Genomic DNA, 24,340 nt, shown 5'->3' with positions numbered 1-24,340 from the left:
GGCGCTGTGACGTACCAGACGTTCGCGAGACGTCTGCGGGGCGTCGCTCGCCTTGGCGGAGTCAGCTTCGAGGCAGCCCCGCCCATTTGATCCAATCCGTCGGTTGCGTGGAGGGTTTGCCCAGGAAGTAGCCCTGAGCCGCCGACATGCCCAATTCCGTAATGACCTGAAGCTCCGCCGCTGTCTCCACGCCTTCGGCTGTCACCGATGCGCCGATCTCCGTGGCAAAGCTGACCATGGAAGCAGCGAGGGCACGGTTGGATGCTTGGAGATCAATCCCTTTGATGATGCTGCGGTCCACCTTGATCACTTCCGGGTCGAGCTTCATGATGTGCCTCATGGAGGCAAACCCAGCGCCTGCATCATCGACCACCAGGTGGACACCCTTGGCGCGCAGTGGTGCCACGGCTGCGGCCAGTTGCTCGTAGTCGAGCACTTCCTGCCGCTCAGTGAGCTCCAAACTGAGCCTGTTCGGGTTGATCGCTGCGCCAGCGAGTGCGTCCTGGATCCGCTGGTCGAGGCAGGCGCTGGGAGACAAATTAACGGCCATGCTGAACTCGCCGGGCAATTTGGTGGCGGTCTGAAGAGCTGTTCTCAGGGCCAACAGTTCCAGTTCTATTCCCAGCCCCACGGTTTCAGCTCTGGTGAACCAGGCTTCTGGGGACGTCGTGGCCGCACCGGGAAAACGGGATAGTGCCTCGACCCCCAAGGTCCGTCCGGTCCGGATGCACAGAAGTGGTTGAAAAGCGGTGACAAGTGCCTGCGAGGATATGACCCCCAGGACAAGGGAGCGTTCAGCGTCCAGAGCTGTGTCGCCGGTTGCGGTGCTCGGACGGGCCATGCCTTCGAATCCGATCGCCAAGCCCGAAGCGTCATAGACCGTGTGCCCGCTGACGTCCATGACAACCAGGGTGCCGTCCCGGTGCCTGCAAGCCAACGTCACGCCGTCGAAGTAGGATTCGGCACCGTTATCGGCGTCGGGACGCCACACCGAGGCAAGGTCCCGAGGATCCAGGACGAGGCTGATGGGGCTTCCCGTGAGTTCTTCCGGGGTATATCCAGTCAGTTGTTGGCACATTGGACTCGAGTGGGTGATGATGCCCGCTGTGTCCACTGCCCAGAGCCACTCTTTGCTGGTCACCATCATGGTCCGCGAGCCCGGTTCGGACGCGTTTCGAGATGGTTCGCTGGACCTCTTCTTCGGCAGCTTCTTCGTCACCGCACGAACGAGCAAGAACAGAAATACTACGGCCGACATGACTATCAGCGGGTCAAGCAGCCACAGTTGCGGAAGTGACTGCCTGCTCGGTTCGCGGTTGGACCACGACGGGACGCGGACCATCAATACCAGGAGCACGTTGACCAGGGCGGCGGCAGCCAACCACGCCCATACCGGCACTTTCCTGAACAAGATCAGGCGCCCGGAGTTATGCCGGCCCAGAGGCGCTTGGTTGGAATGTGCCGTGCCGGCCACCTTTACGCTTTGTTCTCCCCTGCAACGAATCTGTCCCCCTTCGTCTGGCCATCCCGGATTGTCAGCATCAGACCATGATTCCTCAGCCTACTTCCACCAGACTCCTGTTCTCTAGGACGTGCCGGTCTCCTGCGCGACCAGTTCCTTGGAGCTCCGGTACTGCACCAGATCCGTTCCTGCGGCCACGAGTTCACGCAGCTCGGCCAGCCCTCCGGCCACCAACCCAGCAGCCCGTGCCTGGACCAGGACATTGCCCAGGGCTGTCGCCTCAACGGGTCCCGCGATCACGGGTTTGCCAGTGGCATCGGCGGTGAGCTGGCACAGGAGCCGGTTCTGCGAACCACCGCCAACAATGTGCACAACGCTGGTGCTTCGCCCCGTGAGCCGCTCGGCGTCGGCCAACGTGCGGGCGTAACCGGCCGCGAGGCTGTCCATGATGCAACGCACGACGGCGGCGGGCCGGTCAGGGAGCACCGCGCCAGTGTTGCGCACGGCTGAGCGGATCCGGTCCGGCATGTTGTCCGGTGCCGTGAAGCTGGGGTCGTCGGCGTTGATCTGAGGTCCGCCGGCAGGAAGTGCCGCCGCCGAGTCGAGCAGGGCGGGGAGCGCCTGCATATAGCCTTCAGCAGCCCATGCACGTTGGCATTCGCTGAGGAGCCACAAGCCACCGACGTTGCGGAGGTACCGGATGGTGCCGTCCACGCCGCGTTCGTTGGTGAAGTTGGCCTTGCGGCTGGCTTCGGTGAGGACGGGTTTGTCCAGCTCCACGCCTACAAGCGACCAAGTCCCTGAGGAGATATACGCGAAATCCTGGTCTTCAGCGGGGACCGCTGCCACAGCCGAGGCGGTGTCGTGCGAACCCACGGCAACCACGGTGGTATCTGCGGCGAGGCCTGTCTGCTCAAGGATCCCGGGCAACAGGGTGCCCACGGTCTCACCTGGCTGGATGAGCGGCGGGAAGATGTCCCGGGGCAACCGCAGGGCATCCAGGAAATCGGTGGCCCACTGGCCCGCAACAGCGTCAAACAGTCCGGTGGTGGAAGCGTTGGTGGTCTCGGTCCGGCGCTCACCGGTCAGCAGGAACGCGATGAGGTCCGGGATCAGGAGAGCCTGCACACCGTCAAGGTTTGGCTCTGCGGCGAGCTGGTACAGAGTGTTGAACTGCAGGAACTGCAAGCCTGTGGTGGCATACAACTCCTCCGGGGGAATTGCTGCATGCACCCGCTGCACCGTCGCGCGGCTGCGCTCGTCCCGGTAGCTGAACGGAACCGAGGTGAGGTCGCCGGCGTCGTTCACCAATCCGTAGTCCACTGCCCAGGTGTCGATGCCGATGCTGACGATGCGCTCGCCGTTGCTGGCTGCCACCGCAGCGGCAGCCGTCAGGCCCTTGAGCACCTCAGCGAACAGGGCATCGAAATCCCAGCGGAGGCCGCCGTCGAGCTCTAAAACCCCGTTGGGGAAGCGGTGGATGGTCTCGAGGGAAACCCCGGATACCGAGGAGACGCGGCCCAGCATGACGCGGCCGGAGGAGGCCCCGATGTCGATGGCGGCGAAAACCTGGTTTGTCTGCGGAGAGGACACCGCCCCGGCGTGTGCCGGGGCGGTGCTCGTGGTGGTTCCGTTGTTCACTGTCAGCCCTAGCGGAGGAAGGCGGCCGCGACGCCGGCGTCCACGGGGATGTGAAGGCCGGTGGTGTGCGACAGTTCGTTGCTGGTGAGCACGGATGCGGCGTTGGCCACATGTTCCGGGAGGACTTCGCGCTTGAGGAGCGTGCGCTGGGCGTAGTACTTGCCCAGCTCCTGCTCGTCCACGCCGTACACCGCGGCACGCTTGGCGCCCCAGCCGCCGGCGAAGATGCCGGAGCCGCGGACCACACCGTCGGGGTTGATGCCGTTGACGCGGACACCGTACTCGCCCAGTTCAGCGGCGAGCAGGCGGACCTGGTGGGCTTGGTCTGCCTTGGTGGCCGAGTACGCGATGTTGTTCGGGCCGGCGAAGACCGAGTTCTTGGAGGAGATGTAGATGATGTCTCCACCCAGGCCCTGGTCGATCATGACCTTGGCTGCGGCCTTGGACACCAGGAACGAGCCCTTGGCCATGACGTTGTGCTGGAGGTCCCAGTCCTTCTCCGTGGTTTCCAGCAGCGGTTTGGAGATGGACAGGCCGGCGTTGTTGACCACCAGGTCCAGGCCACCGAACGCGAGCACGGCTTCTTGGATCGCGGCGGCGATCTGCGCTTCGTCGGTCACGTCCGCCTGCACGCCGATGGCGACGTCGGAACCGCCCAGTTCCTCGGCGACCTTCTGCGCGTTCTCAAGGTTCAGGTCGGCAATGACGACGCACGCGCCGTCGGACGCCAAACGGGTGGCGATCGCCTTGCCAATGCCCGACGCCGCACCGGTCACCAGTGCGACGCGCGTGGCGTGGGACTTGGGCTTGGGCATGCGGGCGAGCTTGGCCTCTTCCAGCGCCCAGTACTCGATGCGGAATTTCTCGGATTCCTCGATGGGGGCGTAGGTGGAGATGGCCTCGGCGCCGCGCATCACGTTGATGGCGTTGAGGTAGAACTCGCCGGCCACGCGTGCGGTCTGCTTGTCCTTGCCGAAGGAGAACATGCCCACGCCGGGGATCAGCACGATGGCAGGGTCCGCGCCGCGCAGGGCCGGGCTGTTCTCGTCTGCATGGCGGTCGTAGTACGCCTGGTAGTCCTCGCGGTAGGCGACGTGCAGTTCCTTCAACCGGGCCACGGAGTCTTCGATCGAGGCGTCCGCCGGGAGGTCCAGCACCAGCGGTTTGACCTTGGTGCGGAGGAAGTGGTCCGGGCAGGACGTGCCCAGTGCGCCGAGACGCGGGTGCTCTTCCGCTGCGAGGAATTCAAGGACGACGGCGTCATCGCTGAAGTGCCCCAGCTGCGGTTTGTCGGTGGAGGCCAGGCCGCGGATCACGGGAGCGAGGGCAGCAGCCTTGGCTTTGCGCTCGGCTTCGGGGAGGGCGCTGTAGCCGGGGAGCGTGGCGCCGAAGGGCTCGGCCTTGCCGTTGTCCTTGATGTAGTTCTCTGCCTGGTCGATGATCCAGAGCGAGTTGGCCTCGGCCTCTTCGCTGGTGGCGCCCCAGGCGGTGATGCCGTGGCCGCCCAGGATGGTGCCGATGGCCTGCGGGTTGGCTTCCTTGATCGCCGCGATGTCCAGGCCGAGCTGGAAACCGGGCCGACGCCACGGAACCCAGACAACTTTGTCGCCGAAGACCTTGGAGGTCAGTGCCTCGCCGTCCACCGCCGTGGCGATAGCGATGCCCGAGTCCGGGTGCAGGTGGTCAACGTGGGCAGCGTCAACCAGGCCGTGCATGGCGGTGTCGATCGACGGCGCCGCGCCGCCCTTGCCGTGCAGGCAGTAATCGAAAGCGGCCACCATCTCGTCTTCACGCTCGACGCCGGGGTAAACGGACTTCAGTGCCTGCAGCCGGTCCAGCCGGAGGACTGCAAGGTTCTCAGCTTTCAGCGTGCCGAGGTCGCCGCCGGAGCCCTTGACCCAGAGGAGTTCAACGTCCTGGCCCGTGACGGGGTCCTTCTCGGTGCCCTTGGCGGAGGTGTTGCCGCCGGCGAAGTTGGTGTTCCGCTTGTCCGCGCCGAGGCGGTTGGACCGGGAAATCAGTTCTTCAACAGTCTTGGCTGTGTTCTGCATGTTCATGCCCTTATGCGCCCCATCCGGCTTGCTGGCCGCCTGCGCGGTCCTCGTTTATCTTCTTCTGGTAGCCGCTGGCCTTGTAGGCGGCCATCGGGTCGGCGGGAAGGCCGCGGGTTTCGCGCCACTCGGCCAGGACCGGGCGGACATCGGTGTAGAAGGCATCGTTGAAGATGCCGTTGGCGGCCAGGACATCCCCTGCACGCTGGGCTTCGGAGAGCGCCGCAGTGTCGATGAGCAGGGCGCGGGCCGTCATTTCCTGGACGTTCAGCACCGAGCGGATCTGGCCCGGGATCTTCTCTTCCAGGTTGTGGCACTGGTCCAGCATCAGGGCGACGCCGGAATCCTTGCCGAATCCACCGCCGCGAATGACCTCATGCATGATACGGAACAGCTGGAACGGATCAGCCGCGCCAACAATCAGGTCATCATCGGCGTAGAAACGGGAGTTGAAGTCGAACGAGCCCAGCTTGCCCAGGCGCAGGAGCTGCATGACGATGAACTCGATGTTGGTGCCCGGTGCGTGGTGGCCGGTGTCCAGGCAGACAAAGGCCTTCTCGCCGAGGGCCAGGGTCTGCGCGTAGGAGGTGCCCCAGTCCGGGACATCGGTGTGATAGAAAGCCGGCTCGAAGAACTTGTATTCCAAGACCAGGCGCTGCTGGTCACCGAGGCCCGCGTAGATCTCCTGGAGGGACTCGGCCAGGCGGTCCTGACGGCCGCGGATATCGTCCTGGCCCGGGTAGTTGGTGCCATCCGCCAGCCAGATCTTCAGGTCCTTGGACCCGGTAGCGTGCATGACCTCGATGCACTCCAGGTGGTGATCGATCGCGCGGCGGCGTACGGATTCGTTGGAGGAGGTCAGGGAGCCGAACTTGTACTCGTCATCCTGGAACGTGTTGGAATTGATGGTGCCCAACCCAACGCCCAAACCGGCGGCGTACTCGCGAAGCGCGGAGTAGTCGTCCACCTTGTCCCATGGAATGTGCAGTGCGACGGTGGGCGCCAAGCCAGTGAGCTCATGGACCTTGGCGGCGTCTGCGATCTTTTCCTGGACGGTGCGCGGAGTGCCCGGAGTGCCGAAGACCTTGAACCGGGTCCCGGAATTTCCGTAGGCCCAGGACGGCACTTCAATGGCCAGTTCCCCTAGACGGTCCAGGGCCGATTCTGTGGTGTTCATGCTTGTTCCTTTTGGTAAACGTTGGCTGAGTCTTTGTCTATCTGTGCGGAGGCTGCCGCGTCCGTGACGTTGGCTGTGGCAGCGAGTTGATCTTCGAGGTTGAAAACTTCTTCGACGATCTCGAACCCCTGGTCCGGAGGGAGGTCGCTGTTGGCGAACAGGGTTGCCATCTCGGCCTGCCAGCGGGCATTGACCTCCGTCAGGGCCATCCGTGCCTGCGCTGCTGCGTAGTCCTCGCATTCCAGGTAGCCGATCAATTGGCCGTCGGGAGCGAGGAACAGGGAATAGTTGTTCCACCCCGCGTTCTTCAGTGCGGACAGCATCTCCGGCCATACGGCGGCGTGGCGCTGCTTGTACTCGGCCATCAGTTCCGGCTGGACTGAAGAGCGGAAACAAACCCTCATGTGCGGATCTCCAGGGTTACTCGTCTTTGAATCGTTTCATTTGTTACGATTCAAATTACCCTCGTAAACGGGAGGGTGTCAAGGCGTTTCCAACACATTGACGTCAGCCAGCGGAGAACGGAAAGCATGTCCCAGACAGCCAGCATCAAAGACGTTGCAACCCACGCCCAGGTAGCAGTGGGAACTGTTTCCAATGTGCTGAATTATCCGGACAGGGTTTCGCAGAGGACCAAGGAACGCGTTCTGAAATCCATCGCGGAACTTGGTTTCGTCCGCAACGACGCCGCCCGTCAACTCCGCGCCGGCCAGAGCCGCACCATCGGCCTGATTGTGCTCGACGTTGGAAACCCGTTCTTCTCCTCAGTGGCGCGTGCCGCGGAGGACGCTGCCACGGCGCTGGGAAGTGTCGTGCTGGTAGGCGACAGCGGTCAGGATGCTTCGCGCGAAGCGCATTACATGGATCTGTTCCAGGAACAGCGAGTCCAGGGACTGCTCATTTCACCGGTCGGCAACGTGTCAGAGCGGATCGACACCCTCCGGGAACGCGGCGTTCCCACTGTGTTGGTAGACGAACTGGCTGATACAGAGCGCTGCAGCTCAGTGTCCGTGGATGACCAGGAAGGCGGGTATTTGGCCGCCCGGCACCTGCTGGACACGGGCCGCCGTCGTTTGGCCTTTGTTGGCACCACCAGCATCCGTCAGGTGGCCAGCCGACTCAAGGGCGCGCAGCGTGCTGTGACCGAGGTGAACGGGGCAACCATTGAGGTCCTCGACTCCGCAGGGCAGACCGTCCTTGCTGGCCGACAGGTGGGCAACAAGCTCGTGGAGCGGGACCCGGCTGAGCGGCCCGAGGCCGTATTCTGCTCCAACGACCTCCTGGCGCTGGGTGTGATGCAGTCGCTGACCATGCTGCGGACCGTCCGGATTCCCGAGGACATCGCCCTGATTGGCTATGACGACATCGATTTCGCCATCTCCGCAGTAGTTCCCCTGTCTTCCATCCGGCAGCCCACGGAGGCCCTGGGCCGCACAGCGATAGAGCTCCTCGCAGAGGAACAGGACAGCGGCGGAACCAAGCACCGGGCCGTGGTGTTCACGCCCGAGCTGGTCGTCCGGCAAAGCACTGCGGGCGCTTAGCTGCGCTCCTGCCCAGTTAGTCCCCGAAAAGCCCGGGTTCCCGCGAGCAGTTTCGCGGAAAGCCGGGCTTGTGCCCCCCCGTTGCCTCGGCTAACTGGGCGGGAACGCGCTACAGGGCGTAGATGCTCCAGGACGCGGTGTGCCGGGCGCCCGGTTCCAGCCGGATCAGGTCCGTTCCGCTGTTGAAGGCATCCGGCGGGCCAGTCATGGGCTCCACGGCCAGGCCGATTCGGCCAGGGATCGGTGCAGGCTTGTCAGCCGTGTGGATCTGCAGCCATGGGCAGCTTTCGTCCCACGACATCCCGACGCCGGACCCTCCGACTCCCTTGCCCGCCGTGTCGCGCAGCGACAACCGCGCCAGACCGCCGTCGAACGTTATGCCTGTGAAGGCGTGGTCGATCTCGGTGCTGCCTATGGCCCGTGCCGAGCGGAAGTCGAAAGGGTGGCCGTCCAGAGGCATCAGGCCAACAGGCAGGAGCCTGTCCGGGGTGACCTCAAGGAACGAATCGGCGGTAAACTCCAGGACCCACTCATTCAGGGGTGAAGGACCGGCCACGAGGTAAGGGTGCGGGCACACGCCGTAGGGTGCGGCGACGTCGGCGGCATTCCGGGCCGTGACCGAGGTGTGAAGCCCGGCGTCGTCCAGTGTGAACCGTGTCTCAAGCTCCAGGACGAAGGGGTAGCCCGCCGTCGGACCCACGGTGCAGGTCAGGGTGAGCGACCCGGCGCCGGACTCCTTCAGCGTCCAGTCGAGCGGGAAGGCGAGCCCGTGCAGCGCTGTTTCCCGCTCAGGTTCGTTGATTGGAAGCTGGTGTTTGTTGCCATCGAAAGCGTACTTGCCGTCCGCGATCCGGTTGGGCCACGGCGCGGCGATGATGCCGCGATAGTCCGGGATGGGGCCGCCGGATGGGAATGGGACCACGAGGTCGCGGCCCTCGAACTGGAGGACACGAAGGGCTGCCGCGCGGGCGGTGACAACAGCGGTGTAACCGCCCGCGCTCAGCGTGTATTCAGCGCTCACAGGCCGCCGGCCAGTTTGTAGTACGCGGCGTTCCAGTTGAGTTCCTTCTTGAACTGTTTGATGGTGGTGCCTTCGTCGATGGTGAGGAGTTCGGTCTTGGCGATTTCGGCGAAGTCCTCGAACACGTCCAGGCCCACCTGCGTGGACAATACCGTGTGGTGCGCGGCGCCGGCGGTGAGCCACGCGGCGGCCGACGTGGCGAAGTTCGGCTTGGGTTCCCACAGTGCGCGGGCCACCGGAAGGTTGGGGAGTGGCTGGTCAAGGTCGACGACGTCCACCACGTTCGCGACCAGGCGGAACCGATCGCGCATATCGGACAGGGCAACGACGATGCCGGGGCCGGCGTCGGTATCGAACACCATGCGGACAGGGTCTTCCTTGCCGCCGATGCCCAGCGGGTGGATCTCCACGCGCGGCTTCTTGGCGGTCAACGACGGGCAGACCTCCAGCATGTGCGCACCCAGGATCTTCTCCGAGCCCGGCTCCAGGTGATAGGTGTAGTCCTCCATGAGTGAGGCGCCGCCAGGCAGGTCTCCGCCCATGACCTTGGCGGCGCGGACCAGGATGGCTGTCTTCCAGTCACCTTCGGCGCCGAAGCCGTAACCGTCGGCCATCAGGCGCTGGACAGCCATGCCGGGGAGTTGGCGCAGCTCGCCCAGGTCTTCGAAGGACGTGGTGAACGCTGCAGAACCGTTGGATTCCAGGAAGCTGCGGAGGCCCAGTTCGATCTTGGCGCTGTACCGCAGCGACTCGTGGCGGGCACCGCCGGCCTTCAGCTCGTCAGCCACCTCATAAAGGCGCTCGTACTCGGCAACCAAGGCGTCGACGTCGGACTCTGCGGCCCCGTGGACAGCCTCGGCGAGCTCGTTGACGGACCAGGTGTTTACCGAGACGCCGAAGCGAAGCTCGGCTTCGGTCTTGTCGCCTTCGGTGACGGCGACGTTGCGCATGTTGTCGCCGAAGCGGGTCAGCTTCAACGTGCGGACGGCGGCCCAGCCGGCCGAGGCGCGCTGCCACGCACCCACTTGGCGGGCGACCTCGGGATTGCTGACATGCCCGACGACGGTCTTCCGCGGCACGCCGAGGCGCGACTGGATGTATCCGAACTCCCGGTCGCCGTGAGCTGCCTGGTTGAGGTTCATGAAGTCAAAATCGATGTCAGCCCACGGCAGGTCCCGGTTGGCCTGCGTGTGCAGGTGCAGCAACGGCTTGCGGAGCGCGTCCAGGCCTTGGATCCACATCTTGGCCGGGCTGAACGTGTGCATCCATGCAGTCACGCCGATCACGGAGTCGTTCGAGTTGGCTTCCAGGGCGGTGCGGCGGATGGCATCGGAATCAGTGAGAACCGGCTTCCACACGAGCTTGACCGGGACGTCGCTGCTGGCGTTCAGGGCGTTGGCAATCTCCTGCGACTGCGCTGCCACCTGCTTGAGGACATCCTCACCATAAAGGTGCTGGCTGCCGGTGAGGAACCAGACCTCGTACTGACCCAGGGAAGTGTTGTTGGCGGATGTGGTGTTGGCGCTGGGCATTGTGGTGGCTCCTGGGTGCTCTTGGTTTTTTCGAGGTTGCTTCTGGCTGACCGCGTTAGCGGCCATAAACGTTCTGGTATCGGTCGTAGAGGGACTCGATCTTTGCCTGGTCGATGGGCAGGGGCTCACCGAGTTGCCGGGAGATGTGGACCGTGCGGGCCACTTCCTCACACATCACCGCTGCCTTGACGGCCTCGCGGGCTGACTTGCCAATGGTGAAAGGCCCATGGTTCTGCATCAGGACCGCGGGCGAGTGGGAGTTCTTAAGGGTTTCCACGATGCCTTGGCCGATCGAATCGTCTCCGATCAACGCAAACGGTCCAATGGGGATGGGGCCGCCGAACTCGTCGCCCATCATGGTCAGTACGCAGGGGATTTCCTCGCCGCGCGCAGCCCAGGCGGTGGCGTAGGTGGAGTGCGTGTGGACAACGCCTCCTACCTCCGGCATGTGCCGGTAGACGTAGGCGTGGGCGGCGGTGTCGGAGGACGGCGAGAGGTCCGGGTTGCCGCAGTCCACGGTTCCGGCACTTCCGGTGTTCATGCCCCTGACCGGGGTGCCATAGAGGTCAGTGACCACCATGAGCTCCGGTGTGAGGTCATCGTAGGAAACGCCCGATGGCTTGATGACCATGAGGTCGTGCCCTGGAATCCGGCCCGAGACGTTGCCGGCCGTCCAGACCACCAGTTCATAGCGGGTCAGTTCTGCATGCAGCTCGCAGACTTCCTTGCGGACCCTTGCGATCGTTTCGAGGAGGGTGCTCATGCGTTTGCTCCTTCGAGGGTGGTTGCCTGCGTTGCTGAACCGTGGCTTCCTGAACCCTGCCCTGCTGAACCCTGGCTTCCTGAACCCTGGATCGCGGCGCGCTGGATGGCCTTGAGGCGGTGCATCACGTTGTTGGTGCCACGGCCGAAGTAATCGTGCAGAGCGCGGTACTCCTGGAAGAGGACCTCGTACGCGGCCACGTTCTCCGGAATGGGCGTATAGACAGCGCCGGGTGCAGCTGCCATGGAGGCTGCGGCTTCACGGATGTCTTTGTACTTTCCCGCAGCCACAGCCGCATGGATCGCCGAGCCCAGCGCCGGACCTTGTTCAGATCCAATCGTTGAGAGCTGCAGGCCGGTGATGTCGGCGTAAACCTGCATCAGGAACTTGTTCTTCAGGAGCCCGCCGGCCACGATGAACTCCTTGACCGGCACACCGGAATCGCGGAATGCATCCACGATTGTCCTGGTGCCGAACGCAGTGGCTTCCAGCAGTGCGCGGTAAGTATCCTCGGGCTTGGTTGCCAGGGTCTGGCCCACCACCACACCGGAAAGTTCGTGGTCCACCAGTACTGAGCGGTTGCCTGAGTGCCAGTCCAGGGCGATGAGCCCGTGCTCGCCGATGGCCTGCTTCTCCGCGAGTTCAGTGAGGTACTCGTGGATGCCCAGACCCTTGTCCTTGGCGCTCTTGTGGTACGCGGGCGGAACGCCGTTCTTGGTGAACCAGCCGAAGATGTCGCCAACTCCGGACTGACCCGCTTCATATCCCCAGAGGCCGTCCACGATGCCGCCATCCACCACACCGCACATGCCGGGGACCTCGCGGAGCACGTCGCCGTTCATGACATGGCATGTGGACGTGCCCATGATCGCCACGAGCTGCCCTGGCTCCACTGCGTTTGCGGCCGGCGCGCTGACGTGGGCGTCGACGTTGCCTACTGCCACGGCGATTCCCACCGGAAGTCCCGTCCACGCCGCGGCCTCTTCGGTGAGGTAACCGGCGGCGTCGCCCAGGCGGCCGATGGTGTGTTCCAGCTTGCTGCTGACAAAGCCCTTGAAATCAGGATTGAGGGCTGCCAGGAAGTCCTCTGAAGGGTACTTTCCGTCCTGGTAGATGCCCTTGTATCCGGCAGTGCAGGCGTTGCGGACGTAGCTCCCGCAAAGCTGCCAGACGATCCAGTCGGCGGCCTCAACCCAGTGATCCATGGCGGCGTAGACTTCCGGATCTTCCTCAAGGAGCTGCAGGCCCTTGGCGAACTCCCACTCGGAGGAGATGAGGCCGCCGTAGCGGGGAAGCCAGGACTCACCACGTTCTTCCGCCAGCTGGTTGATGCGGTCTGCCTGCGGCTGTGCGGCATGGTGGCGCCACAGTTTCACGAAGGCGTGCGGCCGGTCCGCGAAGAGTTCCAGTTCGTTCAGCGGCGTGCCGTCCGCCGTGGTCGGAACCATAGTGCAGGCGGTGAAGTCGGTGGCGATGCCAACCACATTCTCCGGGATGATTCCGGCATCGGCGACGGCGGCCGGTACAGCATTGCGCAGGACGTCGCGGTAGTCGTTGGGTACTTGGAGTGCCCAGTCGGCGGGCAATCGTTGGCCGCTGCCGGGGAGGTTTTCTGTGACGACGGCGTGCGGATATTCGAACACGCCGCTGCCGATTTCGGCACCATCCGATACACGCACGACGACGGCGCGTCCAGACAAGGTGCCATAGTCCACGCCGATGACGAATTGCTCGTCGAGCGGGAGGTTTTCAGAGGTATTCATGGGGTCTCCATCCGGCAGGCCAAGGCCTCATTGCCGGGGTCGGGGTGGAAAACTGAAGAAGGTCTGATGTAATTGTTAGCGCTCACAACTTTGATGTCAAGAGCGTGCAGTCTGAAAACGAGGCTCAAGATGCGGGTTCTTGGCGGACGCGCCCAAACCGGGGATGGATAACGCTCTTTTGAGCTCTCGGTGGAGCGTTATCCGTCTCCCGCTGGGTTAGGCGGTGAGGGGAGGCGCCGTGGTGGATCGGACTACGAGGCGTGGCGGGACTGTGGCAGCTGAGACGGTATCGCCGTTCTCCAAACGGTCCAGGAGCAGGCTGATGCAGCGCTGGCCTAGCTCTTCGAAGTCTTGCGCCACCGTAGTCAGCGGAGGGATAAAGTAAGCGGACTCGGGCTGGTCGTCAAAGCCCACAACGCTGATGTCCTGCGGCACCTGCACACCCGTTTCGTTGAATGCGCGCAGGACACCGAGGGCCATCTGGTCATTCGCTACGAACAGTGCCGTCACGCAACGGTCGGCGGCGATTTTCAGGCCTTCGCGGTAACCGCACCCAGCACTCCAATCGCCCTCGATCAGTGTGGCCGGTTCAAGCCCGGCCTCCGCCAATGCCTCACGCCAACCGTCGATCCGGGCAGCGGCGTCAATCCAGTCAACAGGTCCGGAGAGGTGGCCGATCTGCTTGTGCCCAAGGTCCAGGAGGTGTTGGACCGCGAGCCGCGCCCCTTCCTGTTGGTCAACGGTGGCGCCGCCGAGGTGCTCATCGCCGACAGACCCCACGGCGACCAAGGGCACTGGAACGGTAATGTCCCGGAGAACGTCAAAAGTTCCAGGGTGGGGCACAGTCACAACGATGCCGTCCACGCCCTGATCCATGAAGTGGGCAATGGCGTCCTTGATGGTCTCCGGTGTGACTTCCCTTAGGCCGGCGACACTTACGAAGTAGCCCGCGTCCCTTGCCGCCTGCTGGACTCCCAGAAGTGTGTGGGATGGCCCGTATTGTGCCATCTCGCTGCCGAGCACGCCGATGGTTTGGGAGCGTCGTGTTACCAGGCTGCGCGCGGCCGTGTTGCGGCGGTAGCCAAGTTCGGTGATGGCCTGTTCCACGCGCTCACGGGTTTTGGAACTCACGTTGGGGTGGTTGTTCAGCACCCGTGACACGGTCTGATGGGAAACTCCCGCCACTCGGGCAACGTCCTCCATGACAGGAGGCCGGGCTGATGCAGATTGTTCAGAGCTCACCCTGTCACGATAGAGCACAGGCGCCCATGATCAGCCCATGGCAACCTTGGCGGCGTAACGGCGATACCTCGTCAGGAAGGGGGCAGCCCCATCGATTGCCCGGGGTTTGACGTCCACGCCATCCAGCGGCCACTCAGGGAACTGGCCCGTGAGGACGCCTGCCGCTTGGCGGGCAGCGCCGTCGGCGACATACTCGCCGGGGCGGGGTACGAAAACCGGCAGTCCAAAGGCCGAAGCAGCCACCCGCTGGACGGCCTCCGATTGCGCACCTCCACCCACCAGGATGATGCGCTGCGCGGAGACGCCCTGTGCCTGCAGCGCCGCCAACCCGTCCGCCAGTGAACACAGCACACCCTCCACTGCAGCTCGGGCCAGATTGGCCGGCGTGTAGTTGGAGACCGTGATGCCGTGGAGTGAGCCCGTGGCATCAGGCAGGTTGGGTGTCCGTTCCCCCTCGAAGTACGGCACCAAAGTCAACCCATTGGCACCCTCGGGAGCGGAGAGCGCCAAGGCGCCCAGTTCCCCCAAGTCCACGCCGAGCAATGCGGCCGTGGCATCAAAGATCCTTGTCGCGTTGAGCGTGCAGGCGAGGGGAAGGAAATTGCCCGTAGCATCGGCGAAACCGGCAACCAGCCCACTGGCGTCCTGCGCCGGAACGCCCGACACTGCGAACACGGTCCCCGAGGTTCCGATGGAAATAACAACGTCCCCGACGGCGGCGCTGACGCCCAGACCTGCTGCGGCGTTGTCACCTGCTCCGGGTCCGATCAAAGCACCGCCGGGTGTCTTGCCCCCAACTTCCAGGGGTCCCACGACGACGGGCAGGATGGGGACATGGCCGAGCGTGCTTTCGAGCACCTCCGGAAGATACTCGCCATTGCTGGCCGAGAAGTAGCCCGTACCTGAAGCGTCGGACCTATCGGTACGCAGGAGTTCCAGCGATGCGGGTCCACTGCCAGGGCCGTGGCCGGCCAGCCGCCAGGAAAGCCAATCGTGGGGCAGGCAAACCGCGGCAGTGCGTCGAGCATTCTCCGGTTCGTTCCGGGCCAGCCAGTGGAGCTTTGTGGCAGTCAACGATGCCACCGGTACGGTTCCTGTGGTGGATGCCCAATACGCTGCGCCCGCGGCGGCATCACCGTTACCGGCGTCGAGTGTCAATTCTTCCGCGTCGATCGCCGAGCGTGTGTCGTTCCACAGAAGAGCGGGGCGGACTACGTTGCCGGCTTCGTCCAGGCACACCATGCCATGCTGCTGGCCGCCTACGGACACGGCGTCGACGTCGTCCAGTCCGCCGGCCTCGGCGATCGCGTCCTGAAGGGCTGTCCACCAATGATCAGGGTGGACTTCCGTGCCCTCAGGATGGGGCGCCCGGCCTTGGCGCACCAAGGCGCCGGTGACTGAGTCGCGGATAACCACTTTGCACGACTGGGTGGAGCTGTCGATCCCGGCTACGAGGGGCATGCGTTTTGTTCCTTTGGCGAACCGTCACCGGGCCCTGCGAGGAAGCCTCGCGGAGCCCGGCGACGGGACTGTGGTTGGGGTGACTTAGCGGGAGCCGAGCAGGTGCTCGATGGCCAGCTGGTTGAGGCGGACGAAGGCGAACGAGCGCTCGGCGGCCTTGTCGGCGTCGAACGTTTCGAACGCGCTGGCGTCAGCCAGCAGATCCGCTGTGGTTTCTCCGGCGTTCAAGGTGGGCTCGCCCAGCTCGAAGACACCCGAGGTTGCAAGCGCTTCCTGGACGGCCGGATCTGCCCGGAAGGCGAGGGCGCGTTCCTTCAGCAGGAGGTACATGGACATGTTGGACTTGGCTGATTCCCAGACGCCGTCGTAGCCATCGGTGCGGGAAGGCTTGTAGTCGAAGTGGCGGGGGCCGTCGTACGTGGGTCCGCCGTTGGGGAAGCCGTTCTCCAGCAGGTCCACCGTGAAGAAGGCGCTGGTGAGGTCGCCGTGGCCGAAGACCAGGTCTTGGTCGTACTTGATGCCGCGTTGGCCGTTGAGGTCGATGTGGAAGAGCTTGCCGGCCCACAGGGCCTGGGCAATGCCATGGGTAAAGTTCAGCCCGGCCATCTGCTCATGACCCGTCTCCGGGTTGAGGCCCACAATGTCTCCGTGTTCCAGCTGGGCAATGAATGCCAGGCCGTGTCCAACGGTGGGGAGGAAGATGTCGCCGCGGGGTTCGTTCGGCTTCGGTTCCAGCGCAATCCGGAGGTCGTAGCCCTTTTCCTTGATGTAGCCCGCCGCAGTATCCACGCCTTCCCTCATGCGGTCCAGCGCTGCGGACAGGTCCTTGGAACCGTCATACTCGCTGCCTTCGCGGCCGCCCCACATTACGAACGTTTCGGCGCCAAGCTCGGCGGCGAGGTCGATGTTGCGCAGGATCTTGCTCAGGGCGAAGCGGCGGATCGAACGATCGTTGGAGGTGAAGCCGCCGTCCTTGAATACGGGATGGCTGAACAGGTTGGTAGTCACCATCGGCGTCTTCAGGCCGGTCTCAGCCAACGCTGCCTTGAAGTTCTTGAGAATGAGGTCGCGTTCGGATGTCGTGGCATCGAACGGGATCAGGTCATTGTCGTGGAACGTGATGCCGTAGGCGCCGAGCTCACTCAGTTTGTGTACGGCCTCGACAGGGTCCAGGGCCGGCCGGGTTGCTACGCCAAAGGGATCGGCGCCGGTCCATCCGACGGTCCAGAGGCCAAAGGTGAAGCGGTCCTGCGGGGTGGGCTGCGGGGTCATTTTGCTCCTTTGCAAAGCACTGGGGGAGGGGCTGGAAGAAAAGCTCCCCAATTAGTTTTCAATCTGAACTATATGGGGGATGATGGATCATGGTCAATGGAAGCCAGCAACATTTTTCAAATCCGCAGGGAGTCCCACGCCAGTGAACGAGTCAACCGCGCCCGGCCGCGTCGGCGACGTCCGCCGTCGAAATCTTTCGTTGGTCTTGGACTCCATCGCGCGGACCGGGGACGCCAAGCCCAGCCGTGCGCAGCTCGCAGCCGGCACCGGACTTACCAAGGCGGCCGTCTCCAGCCTTGTTGCCGACCTTGTAGAGTCAGGGCTCGTTGCCGAAGTTGGGCTTTATCGCGACGGGGAGCGTGGGCGGCCAGGCCAAGGGCTCGAACTCAGCTCACGCCGCGGCGTCGTCGGTATGGAAATCAACGTCGATTACCTTGCCGTAGGACTGGTGGACCTTGGTGGAAACCTTCGATTCCACGCCTCAGTGGAGTCTAGAAACCGGGGATTGCCGCCGGAAAACGTCATGGAGCGCCTGGGGGGCCTGGCGGCCGAAGCAAAAGCCGCGGCGGCGGCCGAAAAGATCTCCATCCTCGGTGGCGGGTTGGCGGTTCCCGGGCTGGTGGACGAACAGCGGAACATGGTGCTCTCGGCGCCGAACCTCCACTGGGAGCGTGAGCAACTGAACCCGCGGTCACTGCTGGAAGGCGCGCCGCTTGGCGTCAGGCTATCCAATGAGGCCAACAGTGCTGCCCTCGGCGAGCTTTGGTACGGCGCCGGACAGGCTGACTTCCTCTACGTATCCGGCGAAGTGGGCGTCGGCGGTGGGGTGATCATCGGCTCTGAGCTATACACCGGGCCTGGCGGTTCAGCGGGCGAACTGGGCCACATCGTGGTGCATCCGGAGGGTCCGGCCTGTTCATGCGGCGGTGCGGGGTGCCTCGAAACGTTCGCTGGGCAGGAAGCCATTTTCGAGGCCGCCGGAACCTCGGAAGGCTCGCTGGGTGAGCGCACAGCCCTGCTGCTTGCTGCCTTGGCAGCGCAGGATCCGCAGGCCACCAAAGCAGTTCACGACGCCGGGCGGTACTTGGGTGTCGCGCTCGCCTCTTCTGCCCGCTTGATGGATATTGAAGCCGTAGTCCTGGGCGGGCACTTTGCCTTGCTGTCGGAGTGGCTCAGGCCGGCGTTGCTCGCCAGCTTGGAGCGCTACGCGCCCGGGCTGCTGGACCCGAAGAACCTCACGGTGTCCGGGCTGGAGCACTCCGGGACACTCCTCGGAGCGGCAGGCCAGGTGATCCGTTCAGTGATTGAGTCACCGTTTGAGTTCCTGTTGGCGGGCAAGCTGGCGTAGTCCGGCCCGCGATCAGACAGGCGGAGCCTCGGGGTGGCTCGCGGCAGCATGGTGCCTTGGCCTCGGGTTCGTCGGGTGGGTGGGTTCCGCGGTAATCTTCCGGGGTCGCAGGCGATAAAAGGCCGTGTGCGCTTCCGTATGATCGTAAGCATGCTTACTATTGGTGGGTCAGTTGTTCGCACAAACTACCCCAAACGGACGAGTGCCCCATGACTACACAAGACTCAGCCCACACCAGTACAGCCAAGGCTCAGACCGCTCCCTCCCCGGAAGACTCGCGTAAGCCGGACAGCCCGAACGACCTCGCGAAGCCCACGTGGATGTACATCGCCAAGCGGACGTTGCGGGAGTTCACCAAGGACCAGTGCCCGGACGCCGCAGCCGGTCTCACCTACTACGGCGTCCTGGCCCTCTTCCCTGCGCTCCTGGCGTTGGTCTCCCTGTTGGGGATCTTCGGGGACGCGGGGAAGACCACGTCCGCCCTCCTGGATATGGTCCAGCAATTCGCGCCAGGCCCGGGCGTCGATACGCTGCGGCAGCCCATCGAGGAACTCACCCAATCCAACGCCGCCGGCTTCGCGCTGGTCTTCGGCATCGTGGTGGCGCTGTGGTCAGCGTCCGGCTACGTCACCGCGTTCAGCCGCGCCATGAACCGTGTCTACGAAGTAGATGAGGGCCGTGGCTTCGTTAAACTCCGTGGCACGATGCTCGCCGTAACGGTTGTCGCCGTCGTCGGAGCTGCGCTTGCGGCTGCCATGCTGGTCCTGAGCGGACCCGTGGCGGAGGCCATCGGGGGTGCCATCGGATTGTCGGAGACGTTCTTGACCGTATGGAACATCGCAAAGTGGCCGGTCCTCATTGTCGTCGTGGTGGCCATCATTGCGGTGCTCTACTACTTCACCCCCAACGTTAAGCAGCCCAAGTTCCGTTGGATGAGCATGGGTTCGTTGATCGCCCTGGTGATCTTTGCCTTGGCATCTCTGGGATTCGGCTTCTACGTTGCGAACTTCAGCAACTACAACAAGACGTACGGAGCCTTGGCGGGTGTCATCATCATGCTGCTGTGGCTCTGGATCCTGAACATGTCCTTGCTCTTCGGCGCGGAGTTCGACGCCGAGATGGAACGCGGCCGCCAACTGCAGGGAGGCATTGAGGCTGAAGAGAGCATCCAGCTGCCGCCCCGGGACACCAAGAAGAGCGACAAAGTGCAGAAGCAGGAAGACGAAGTCATTCGGGACGGCGAAGAAATCCGCGAGACCCACGGCGATAAACCCGAGCAAACAGATGGTGGAGATCGCCGCCGTGGGCGCTGAGATACGACACAAGAAACTCAAAACCATTAAGGGTGGCGACAGCGTCCGGATCAGCGGTGAGGTTTTTCAGGTCAACTCAGTAGAACCCCAAGAGGGCTCGCGGAACATCAGGCTGGAATTGAGAGGTCCCGACGGCGGATCGGTCACCTTCATCGGCCTGCCGAAGGCCAAAGTGCAGCTCGCTGCGCGAGCCTCCTGAACTGGGACGCTATCGACGCAGACCACTTCCCGTCCGGCCGCACCCGTGCCATTGTTTCACCATGCAGACGGTGTACGAGGCGGCCGGCGGTACAGACTTCTTCGCTGCTTTGGCCCGGGCTTGGCATGCCAGGGTGGTGGAGGACGAAGTGGTGGGGCACGCCTTCCGACACGGCGTTCACCCGGCGCACGTCCAGCGGCTGTCAGCCTACTGGAGCGAGGCTTTGGGTGGCCCGCCGCTGTACTCGGGAAGCTACGGTGACGAAACATCCGTGGTGAGGATGCACAGCGGGAACGGTCCCCATGAAGAGATGAACCTCCGGGCGATCGGGTGTTTTGACCAAGCGCTGACCGATGTTGGTGTGGTGGACGAGCCGCTTGCCAAAGTCCTGCACGATTACTTTGCTTGGGCCACCACCAACACCATGGCCCGCTACGAGCGCTCCGCCGACGACGTTCCTGCCGGCCTGCGGATTCCCAAATGGTCCTGGGGTGGACTCATGGAGGGCTGAAAGCTCAGGCCTCGGCGGGAAAGCCCTGATCGGCGTCATCCCGCCAGCCTTCCCACGCGCTGGACGTCAGTCGCACGGCAACAGCGGGGGAGTGCTCGGGGCTGCATTCGCCGGAGGGGCCGCTGTGGCTGGCGCTGGCATCGAGGAAAAAGCTGAGTGTCTTCAAGAGCATCATGGTGGTGTCCTTTCAGTGGTTTCGTGGACGTCTTTGTCCAGGTAAAACCAGCGTAAAAGGCCATTGTTTCCTCTCGTCGACGCAATGTTTCAGCTGTGTACCTTTTATCTCACCTGCCCATTCCGCGACTCACAGCTGACACAAACAGGGTGTATCGCCACCACCTACTTTGGAAGCCAAGGCCCCTGCGACACAGCCTCATTGCGGCGTGTCAGGCCGGTTCGGAAATCAAAGTGGGTGACAGCCGTACGCCCAGGCCAGCCAGCCCGGTGAGCGCCCGGGTGTACCGCCACCACCTACTTTGGAAGCCAAGGCCTCTGCGACACACCCACAATGCGGCGTGTCAGGCCGGTTCGGTAATCGAAGTGGGTGACAGCCGTACGCCCTGCCAGGACGGACACACCACGGGGACGCCAAAAAGCGGGCCCCTGCCGTGACCTTGGCAGGGACCCGCTGGTTTTGGAGCGATCCTCCCGCGGAGCTTAGGGCATCCGCAGGAGGATCACGTGGTTACGCGAACGGGAGGACGAGCTCCGCGTAGCGCTGCTTCATGGTTTCCAGGGTGGTGTCGCCGTCGGCGTCCCAAATTTCCTGGTTGAAGATCTCAACCTCGATGTCGCCCTTGTATCCGGCGTCCCTGACCCAGGTGCCGATGGTGGCGAAGTCGATGACGCCGTCGCCCATCATGCCGCGGGACAGCAGCGCGTCAGCGGCGATCGGCAGGTTGAAGTCGCACACTTGGTAGGAGGCGATGCGGTTTTCGCGGCCGGCACGTTCGATCTGTGCCTTCAGTTCCGGGTCCCACCAGACGTGGAAGGTGTCGACGGCGACGCCCACGGCCTTCGCGTCGTACGGCGCTGCGAGATCCAGGGCCTGGCCCAAGGTGGAGATCAGTGCGCGGTCAGCGGCGTACATCGGGTGCAAGGGTTCAAGCACCAGGCGCACACCGTTCTCGGAAGCGAACGGAACCAGTTCCTCGAGCCGGTCAGCGACGCGCTGACGGGCAGCAACCACGTCCTTTTCGCCGGGAGCGAGCCCGCCAACCACCAGGAACAGTTCCTGGGTGTCCAGAGCCACTGCTTCGCGGACGGCTTCGAAGTTGTCGGCCAATGCGGCAGCCTGCCCCTCAGCATCAGCAGCCGTGAGGAAGCCACCGCGGCACAGCGAGGAAACGCGGAGACCGGCGTCCTTGATGAGCTTGGCTGCCTTGTCCAGTCCGGCCTCGGCCACGCGATCACGCCACGGTCCGATCGCAGGGATGCCGGCGCGGGCGCAACCGTCAACGGCCTCGGGCAGCGTCCACTTCTTGGTGGTGGCGCTGTTCAGTGACAGGCGTGAGAAATCCGCGCTCATGCGCCCACCCCGTTGATCCGCAGGAAGTCCGACATCCGGAACGCTGCCAGTGAGGGATCCTTCAGTAGACCGGCCTGATCGGCCAGTTCGAAGGTCTTGGACAGGTGCAGGACGGAACGGCCGGAGTGCAGGCCGCCCACCATCTGGAAGCCGGGCTGCTTGCCGTTGAGCCAGGACATGAACGCGATACCGGTCTTGTAGTAGAACGTGGGTGCGCTGAAGATGTGCTTTCCGAGCTCACGCGTGGAGTCCAGGATGGCGCGCCCTTCGGCTCCTTGTCCGGCGTCGTACTTCTGCAACGCCACCGAAGCGGCCGGGTAGATGGCAGCGAAGATGCCCAGCAGGGCATCCGAGTGGTGGGTCTCGTCGCCGTCGATCAGCTCCGGGTAGTTGAAGTCGTCGCCCGTGTAGAGACGGACGTCCGAGGGCAACGCAGCCCGGAGGGCGACCTCGTGCGAGGCGTCCAGCAGCGAGACCTTCACGCCGTCAACCTTGTCCGAGTGTTCGCGGATGAGGCTGAGGAACGTTTCCGTAGCCACGGAGACGTCATCGGAGCCCCAGTAGCCGGCCAGCGCGGGGTCGAACATGGTGCCGAGCCAGTGCAGGATGACAGGCTGGTCAACTTCCTGCAGGAGCGTCGAGTAGACGTGCAGGTAGTCGTCGGCGCCGTTGGCAACCCTGGCCAGGGCGCGGGAGGCCATGAGGATGACCTTGGGTCCTGCTTCACTGACGACGGCGATCTGCTCACGGTAAGCGTCAATGACGGCCTGGATGCCTGCCGCACCCTCAGGAAGCGTGGCGATGTCCAACTGATCAGTGCCTGCGCCGCAGGATACGAGGTCGCGGACGGATTTGCCTGCCGTCGCCGCGTTGCTGCCGGCCACTACGGAAGCGGCCTCGGCACCCGTGCGCTTGATGAGCTGCTGGGTCGCGGCCCAATCCAAGCCCATGCCACGCTGTGCTGTGTCCATGGCATCGGCCACGCCCAAACCGTAGGACCACAGCTCGTGCCGGTAGGCCAGGGTGGCGTCCCAGTCGAGCTGAGCCGGGGCGCCGGGGGTGTTGTCGGCGGCGACCTCGGGGATGACGTGCGCAGCGGCATAAGCGCGGCGGGCGGTCAGCGGGGCTGTCGGCTTGACCCACGAGGTGGCGGGCTGAAGGCGGTACTCGCGGGTACCGCCGTCGTCGGTGGGAAGAATCAGTGACGTCATTAGAGGGTGATCTCCGGGATGTCGATGGTGCGGCGCTCGGCCGAGGACTGGAGGCCGAGCTCGGCCAGCTGCACGCCGCGGGCTGCGGAGAGCAGGCCAAAGCGGTGCTCGCGACCGGCGACGACGTCGCGCAGGAATTCTTCCCACTGCAGCTTGAAACCGTTGTCCAGTTCAGCGTTGGCGGGGACTTCCTGCCACTGGCTGCGGAAGGATTCCGTGACGGGCAGGTCCGGGTTCCAGACGGGCTTGGGGGTGTGGGCGCGCTGCTGCGCAACGCACTTGTTCAAACCGGCGACGGCGGAACCGTGCGTGCCGTCGATCTGGAACTCAACCAGTTCATCGCGGTAGACGCGAACGGCCCAGGAGGAGTTGATCTGGCCGATGACGTCGTCGCCGCCCGGGGTTTCGAGTTCGAAGATGCCGTAGGAAGCGTCGTCTGCGGTGGCCTTGTATTCCTTGCCGGCCTCGTCCCAACGTGCGGGGATGTGCGTGGCGGTCTTGGCGTTGACGCTCTTGACCTTGCCGATGATGCCTTCGAGGACGTAGTTCCAGTGGCAGAACATGTCCGTGGTCATTCCACCGCCGTCTTCCTTGCGGTAGTTCCAGGACGGACGCTGTGCAGCCTGGACATCGCCTTCGAAGACCCAGTAGCCGAATTCGCCACGGATGGAGAGGATGCGGCCGAAGAAGCCTTCGTCCACCAGGCGGCGGAGCTTGACCAGGCCGGGGAGGTAGAGCTTGTCGTGCACGACGCCTGCGGTGACGCCGGCTTCCTTGCCGATCTGCGCGAGCTCAATGGCTTCCTCGAGGGTCTCAGCCGTGGGCTTCTCGGTGAAGATGTGCTTGCCGGCGCGCATGGCCTTCTTCAGGGTGGCGGCACGGAGGCTGGTCATGGAAGCGTCGAAAATGATGTCCACGGTGGGATCGGCGATGACTGCGTCCAGGTCGGTGGTCCATTCGGAGACCTTGTGGAGCTCGGCGAGTTCGCGGATCTTGGCTTCGTTGCGGCCCACCAGGATCGGTTCCACCTGAACCTTGGTGCCGTCTTCAAGGGTGAAGCCGCCGGCGTCGCGAATGGGGAGGATGGACCGCAGCAGGTGCTGGCGGTAGCCCATACGGCCGGTGATGCCGTTCATGGCGATGCGGATCGTCTTTGTTTCGTAGCCCATGTTTTCTCCAGTGCCTTGTGTGCCGGTCGCTGTGCGGATGCCGGTGCTTGCTTATTTCGTGTGGGAAAGCGCATTCCCGCTGCAATTGATCATGCACCATGGCGCGCCGGGTTGGCAAGCGCTTTCCCAAAATTC

Annotated in this window: 21 protein-coding genes; 5 read left to right on the top strand and 16 right to left on the bottom strand. The window is 64.0% G+C overall.

Going from position 1 to position 24,340, the window contains the following annotated elements:
- Positions 1 to 61 precede the first annotated feature (61 nt).
- The 5 genes from N7568_RS16485 to N7568_RS16465 form a co-directional block, all read right to left on the bottom strand.
- Positions 62 to 1,411 carry a sensor domain-containing phosphodiesterase gene (locus N7568_RS16485; RefSeq protein ID WP_261610867.1) on the bottom strand — a complete coding sequence of 450 codons (1,350 nt, stop codon included), beginning with the start codon at positions 1,409 to 1,411 and terminating at the stop codon, positions 62 to 64.
- A 174-nt stretch (positions 1,412 to 1,585) separates the two neighbouring features.
- Complete coding sequence (locus N7568_RS16480; protein WP_261610866.1) at positions 1,586 to 3,103, bottom strand: rhamnulokinase; 1,518 nt, start codon at positions 3,101 to 3,103, stop codon at positions 1,586 to 1,588.
- Positions 3,104 to 3,111: 8 nt separating this feature from the next.
- Positions 3,112 to 5,154, bottom strand: a complete 2,043-nt coding sequence (locus N7568_RS16475) for a bifunctional aldolase/short-chain dehydrogenase (protein ID WP_261610865.1) — start codon at positions 5,152 to 5,154, stop codon at positions 3,112 to 3,114.
- Positions 5,155 to 5,164: 10 nt separating this feature from the next.
- Positions 5,165 to 6,331 carry an L-rhamnose isomerase gene (rhaI, locus tag N7568_RS16470; RefSeq protein WP_261610864.1) on the bottom strand — a complete coding sequence of 389 codons (1,167 nt, stop codon included), beginning with the start codon at positions 6,329 to 6,331 and terminating at the stop codon, positions 5,165 to 5,167.
- Positions 6,328 to 6,735: an L-rhamnose mutarotase gene (locus tag N7568_RS16465; RefSeq protein WP_261610863.1), complete on the bottom strand. Its 408-nt coding sequence runs from the start codon at positions 6,733 to 6,735 to the stop codon at positions 6,328 to 6,330. The genes rhaI and N7568_RS16465 overlap by 4 nt, the downstream gene beginning before the upstream one ends.
- 126 nt (positions 6,736 to 6,861) lie before the next feature.
- On the opposite strand from N7568_RS16465, the gene N7568_RS16460 reads away from it, so the two are divergent.
- Positions 6,862 to 7,872 carry a LacI family DNA-binding transcriptional regulator gene (locus N7568_RS16460; RefSeq protein WP_261610862.1) on the top strand — a complete coding sequence of 337 codons (1,011 nt, stop codon included), beginning with the start codon at positions 6,862 to 6,864 and terminating at the stop codon, positions 7,870 to 7,872.
- Positions 7,873 to 7,981: 109 nt separating this feature from the next.
- Here N7568_RS16460 and N7568_RS16455 read toward each other — a convergent pair whose 3' ends face one another.
- From N7568_RS16455 to xylA, 7 genes are all read right to left on the bottom strand, one after another.
- A complete protein-coding gene (locus N7568_RS16455) occupies positions 7,982 to 8,893 on the bottom strand; it encodes an aldose 1-epimerase family protein (protein ID WP_261610861.1) in 912 nt (303 codons plus the stop codon).
- Positions 8,890 to 10,425, bottom strand: a complete 1,536-nt coding sequence (gene araA, locus N7568_RS16450; protein WP_261610860.1) for an L-arabinose isomerase — start codon at positions 10,423 to 10,425, stop codon at positions 8,890 to 8,892. The genes N7568_RS16455 and araA overlap by 4 nt, the downstream gene beginning before the upstream one ends.
- Before the next feature lie 55 nt (positions 10,426 to 10,480).
- The gene (locus N7568_RS16445) at positions 10,481 to 11,188 is read right to left on the bottom strand and encodes an L-ribulose-5-phosphate 4-epimerase (protein WP_261610859.1); all 708 of its coding nucleotides are present in this window, start codon (positions 11,186 to 11,188) and stop codon (positions 10,481 to 10,483) included.
- Positions 11,185 to 12,951 carry a ribulokinase gene (gene araB / locus N7568_RS16440; RefSeq protein ID WP_261610858.1) on the bottom strand — a complete coding sequence of 589 codons (1,767 nt, stop codon included), beginning with the start codon at positions 12,949 to 12,951 and terminating at the stop codon, positions 11,185 to 11,187. Before araB ends, N7568_RS16445 begins: the two co-directional genes overlap by 4 nt.
- Positions 12,952 to 13,167: 216 nt before the next feature.
- A complete protein-coding gene (locus N7568_RS16435) occupies positions 13,168 to 14,154 on the bottom strand; it encodes a LacI family DNA-binding transcriptional regulator (protein WP_261610904.1) in 987 nt (328 codons plus the stop codon).
- 69 nt (positions 14,155 to 14,223) lie between these two features.
- Positions 14,224 to 15,654: a xylulokinase gene (locus N7568_RS16430; RefSeq protein WP_261610857.1), complete on the bottom strand. Its 1,431-nt coding sequence runs from the start codon at positions 15,652 to 15,654 to the stop codon at positions 14,224 to 14,226.
- A gap of 84 nt (positions 15,655 to 15,738) precedes the next feature.
- Positions 15,739 to 16,926, bottom strand: coding sequence for a xylose isomerase (gene xylA / locus N7568_RS16425; protein ID WP_261610856.1), 1,188 nt, complete (start codon positions 16,924 to 16,926; stop codon positions 15,739 to 15,741).
- Between the two features lie 82 nt (positions 16,927 to 17,008).
- Here xylA and N7568_RS16420 point away from each other — a divergent pair, with 82 nt between their 5' ends.
- From N7568_RS16420 to N7568_RS16405, 4 genes are all read left to right on the top strand, one after another.
- Complete coding sequence (locus tag N7568_RS16420; protein ID WP_261610903.1) at positions 17,009 to 18,274, top strand: ROK family transcriptional regulator; 1,266 nt, start codon at positions 17,009 to 17,011, stop codon at positions 18,272 to 18,274.
- 209 nt (positions 18,275 to 18,483) lie between these two features.
- Positions 18,484 to 19,587, top strand: coding sequence for a YihY/virulence factor BrkB family protein (locus N7568_RS16415; protein ID WP_261610855.1), 1,104 nt, complete (start codon positions 18,484 to 18,486; stop codon positions 19,585 to 19,587).
- On the top strand, positions 19,559 to 19,786 hold the full coding sequence (locus tag N7568_RS16410; RefSeq protein WP_261610854.1) for a hypothetical protein: 228 nt from the start codon (positions 19,559 to 19,561) through the stop codon (positions 19,784 to 19,786). The genes N7568_RS16415 and N7568_RS16410 overlap by 29 nt, the downstream gene beginning before the upstream one ends.
- Before the next feature lie 61 nt (positions 19,787 to 19,847).
- Complete coding sequence (locus N7568_RS16405) at positions 19,848 to 20,297, top strand: globin domain-containing protein (RefSeq protein ID WP_261610853.1); 450 nt, start codon at positions 19,848 to 19,850, stop codon at positions 20,295 to 20,297.
- 4 nt (positions 20,298 to 20,301) lie between these two features.
- Here the strand turns inward: N7568_RS16405 and N7568_RS16400 are convergent, their stop codons facing one another.
- The 4 genes from N7568_RS16400 to N7568_RS16385 all read right to left on the bottom strand — a co-directional run bounded on the left by N7568_RS16400 (position 20,302) and on the right by N7568_RS16385 (position 24,205).
- The gene (locus N7568_RS16400; RefSeq protein WP_261610852.1) at positions 20,302 to 20,472 is read right to left on the bottom strand and encodes a hypothetical protein; all 171 of its coding nucleotides are present in this window, start codon (positions 20,470 to 20,472) and stop codon (positions 20,302 to 20,304) included.
- 510 nt (positions 20,473 to 20,982) lie between these two features.
- Positions 20,983 to 21,825, bottom strand: coding sequence for a sugar phosphate isomerase/epimerase family protein (locus N7568_RS16395; RefSeq protein ID WP_261610851.1), 843 nt, complete (start codon positions 21,823 to 21,825; stop codon positions 20,983 to 20,985).
- On the bottom strand, positions 21,822 to 23,036 hold the full coding sequence (locus N7568_RS16390; protein WP_261610850.1) for a dihydrodipicolinate synthase family protein: 1,215 nt from the start codon (positions 23,034 to 23,036) through the stop codon (positions 21,822 to 21,824). Before N7568_RS16390 ends, N7568_RS16395 begins: the two co-directional genes overlap by 4 nt.
- Positions 23,036 to 24,205 (bottom strand): Gfo/Idh/MocA family protein, encoded by a 1,170-nt coding sequence (locus N7568_RS16385; RefSeq protein WP_026543316.1) that lies wholly within the window; start codon positions 24,203 to 24,205, stop codon positions 23,036 to 23,038. Before N7568_RS16385 ends, N7568_RS16390 begins: the two co-directional genes overlap by 1 nt.
- Positions 24,206 to 24,340: the final 135 nt, after the last annotated feature.

Origin of the sequence: Paenarthrobacter aurescens, assembly GCF_025421775.1 — a bacterium.
Taxonomy (GTDB): Bacteria; Actinomycetota; Actinomycetes; order Actinomycetales; family Micrococcaceae; genus Arthrobacter; species Arthrobacter aurescens_B.
Note: the sequence above shows the minus strand (reverse complement) of the source record. Positions and strands in the feature narration are given on the sequence as shown.

Coding starts and splice junctions, on each gene's coding strand:
- N7568_RS16475 (WP_261610865.1), bottom strand. CDS start 5,154: ATGCAGAACACAGCCAAGACTGTTGAAGAACTGATTTCCCGGTCCAAC.
- rhaI (WP_261610864.1), bottom strand. CDS start 6,331: ATGAACACCACAGAATCGGCCCTGGACCGTCTAGGGGAACTGGCCATT.
- N7568_RS16465 (WP_261610863.1), bottom strand. CDS start 6,735: ATGAGGGTTTGTTTCCGCTCTTCAGTCCAGCCGGAACTGATGGCCGAG.
- N7568_RS16460 (WP_261610862.1), top strand. CDS start 6,862: ATGTCCCAGACAGCCAGCATCAAAGACGTTGCAACCCACGCCCAGGTA.
- araA (WP_261610860.1), bottom strand. CDS start 10,425: ATGCCCAGCGCCAACACCACATCCGCCAACAACACTTCCCTGGGTCAG.
- N7568_RS16445 (WP_261610859.1), bottom strand. CDS start 11,188: ATGAGCACCCTCCTCGAAACGATCGCAAGGGTCCGCAAGGAAGTCTGC.
- araB (WP_261610858.1), bottom strand. CDS start 12,951: ATGAATACCTCTGAAAACCTCCCGCTCGACGAGCAATTCGTCATCGGC.
- N7568_RS16435 (WP_261610904.1), bottom strand. CDS start 14,154: ATGGAGGACGTTGCCCGAGTGGCGGGAGTTTCCCATCAGACCGTGTCA.
- N7568_RS16430 (WP_261610857.1), bottom strand. CDS start 15,654: ATGCCCCTCGTAGCCGGGATCGACAGCTCCACCCAGTCGTGCAAAGTG.
- xylA (WP_261610856.1), bottom strand. CDS start 16,926: ATGACCCCGCAGCCCACCCCGCAGGACCGCTTCACCTTTGGCCTCTGG.
- N7568_RS16420 (WP_261610903.1), top strand. CDS start 17,009: ATGGATCATGGTCAATGGAAGCCAGCAACATTTTTCAAATCCGCAGGG.
- N7568_RS16415 (WP_261610855.1), top strand. CDS start 18,484: ATGACTACACAAGACTCAGCCCACACCAGTACAGCCAAGGCTCAGACC.
- N7568_RS16410 (WP_261610854.1), top strand. CDS start 19,559: ATGGTGGAGATCGCCGCCGTGGGCGCTGAGATACGACACAAGAAACTC.
- N7568_RS16405 (WP_261610853.1), top strand. CDS start 19,848: ATGCAGACGGTGTACGAGGCGGCCGGCGGTACAGACTTCTTCGCTGCT.
- N7568_RS16400 (WP_261610852.1), bottom strand. CDS start 20,472: ATGATGCTCTTGAAGACACTCAGCTTTTTCCTCGATGCCAGCGCCAGC.
- N7568_RS16395 (WP_261610851.1), bottom strand. CDS start 21,825: ATGAGCGCGGATTTCTCACGCCTGTCACTGAACAGCGCCACCACCAAG.
- N7568_RS16390 (WP_261610850.1), bottom strand. CDS start 23,036: ATGACGTCACTGATTCTTCCCACCGACGACGGCGGTACCCGCGAGTAC.
- N7568_RS16385 (WP_026543316.1), bottom strand. CDS start 24,205: ATGGGCTACGAAACAAAGACGATCCGCATCGCCATGAACGGCATCACC.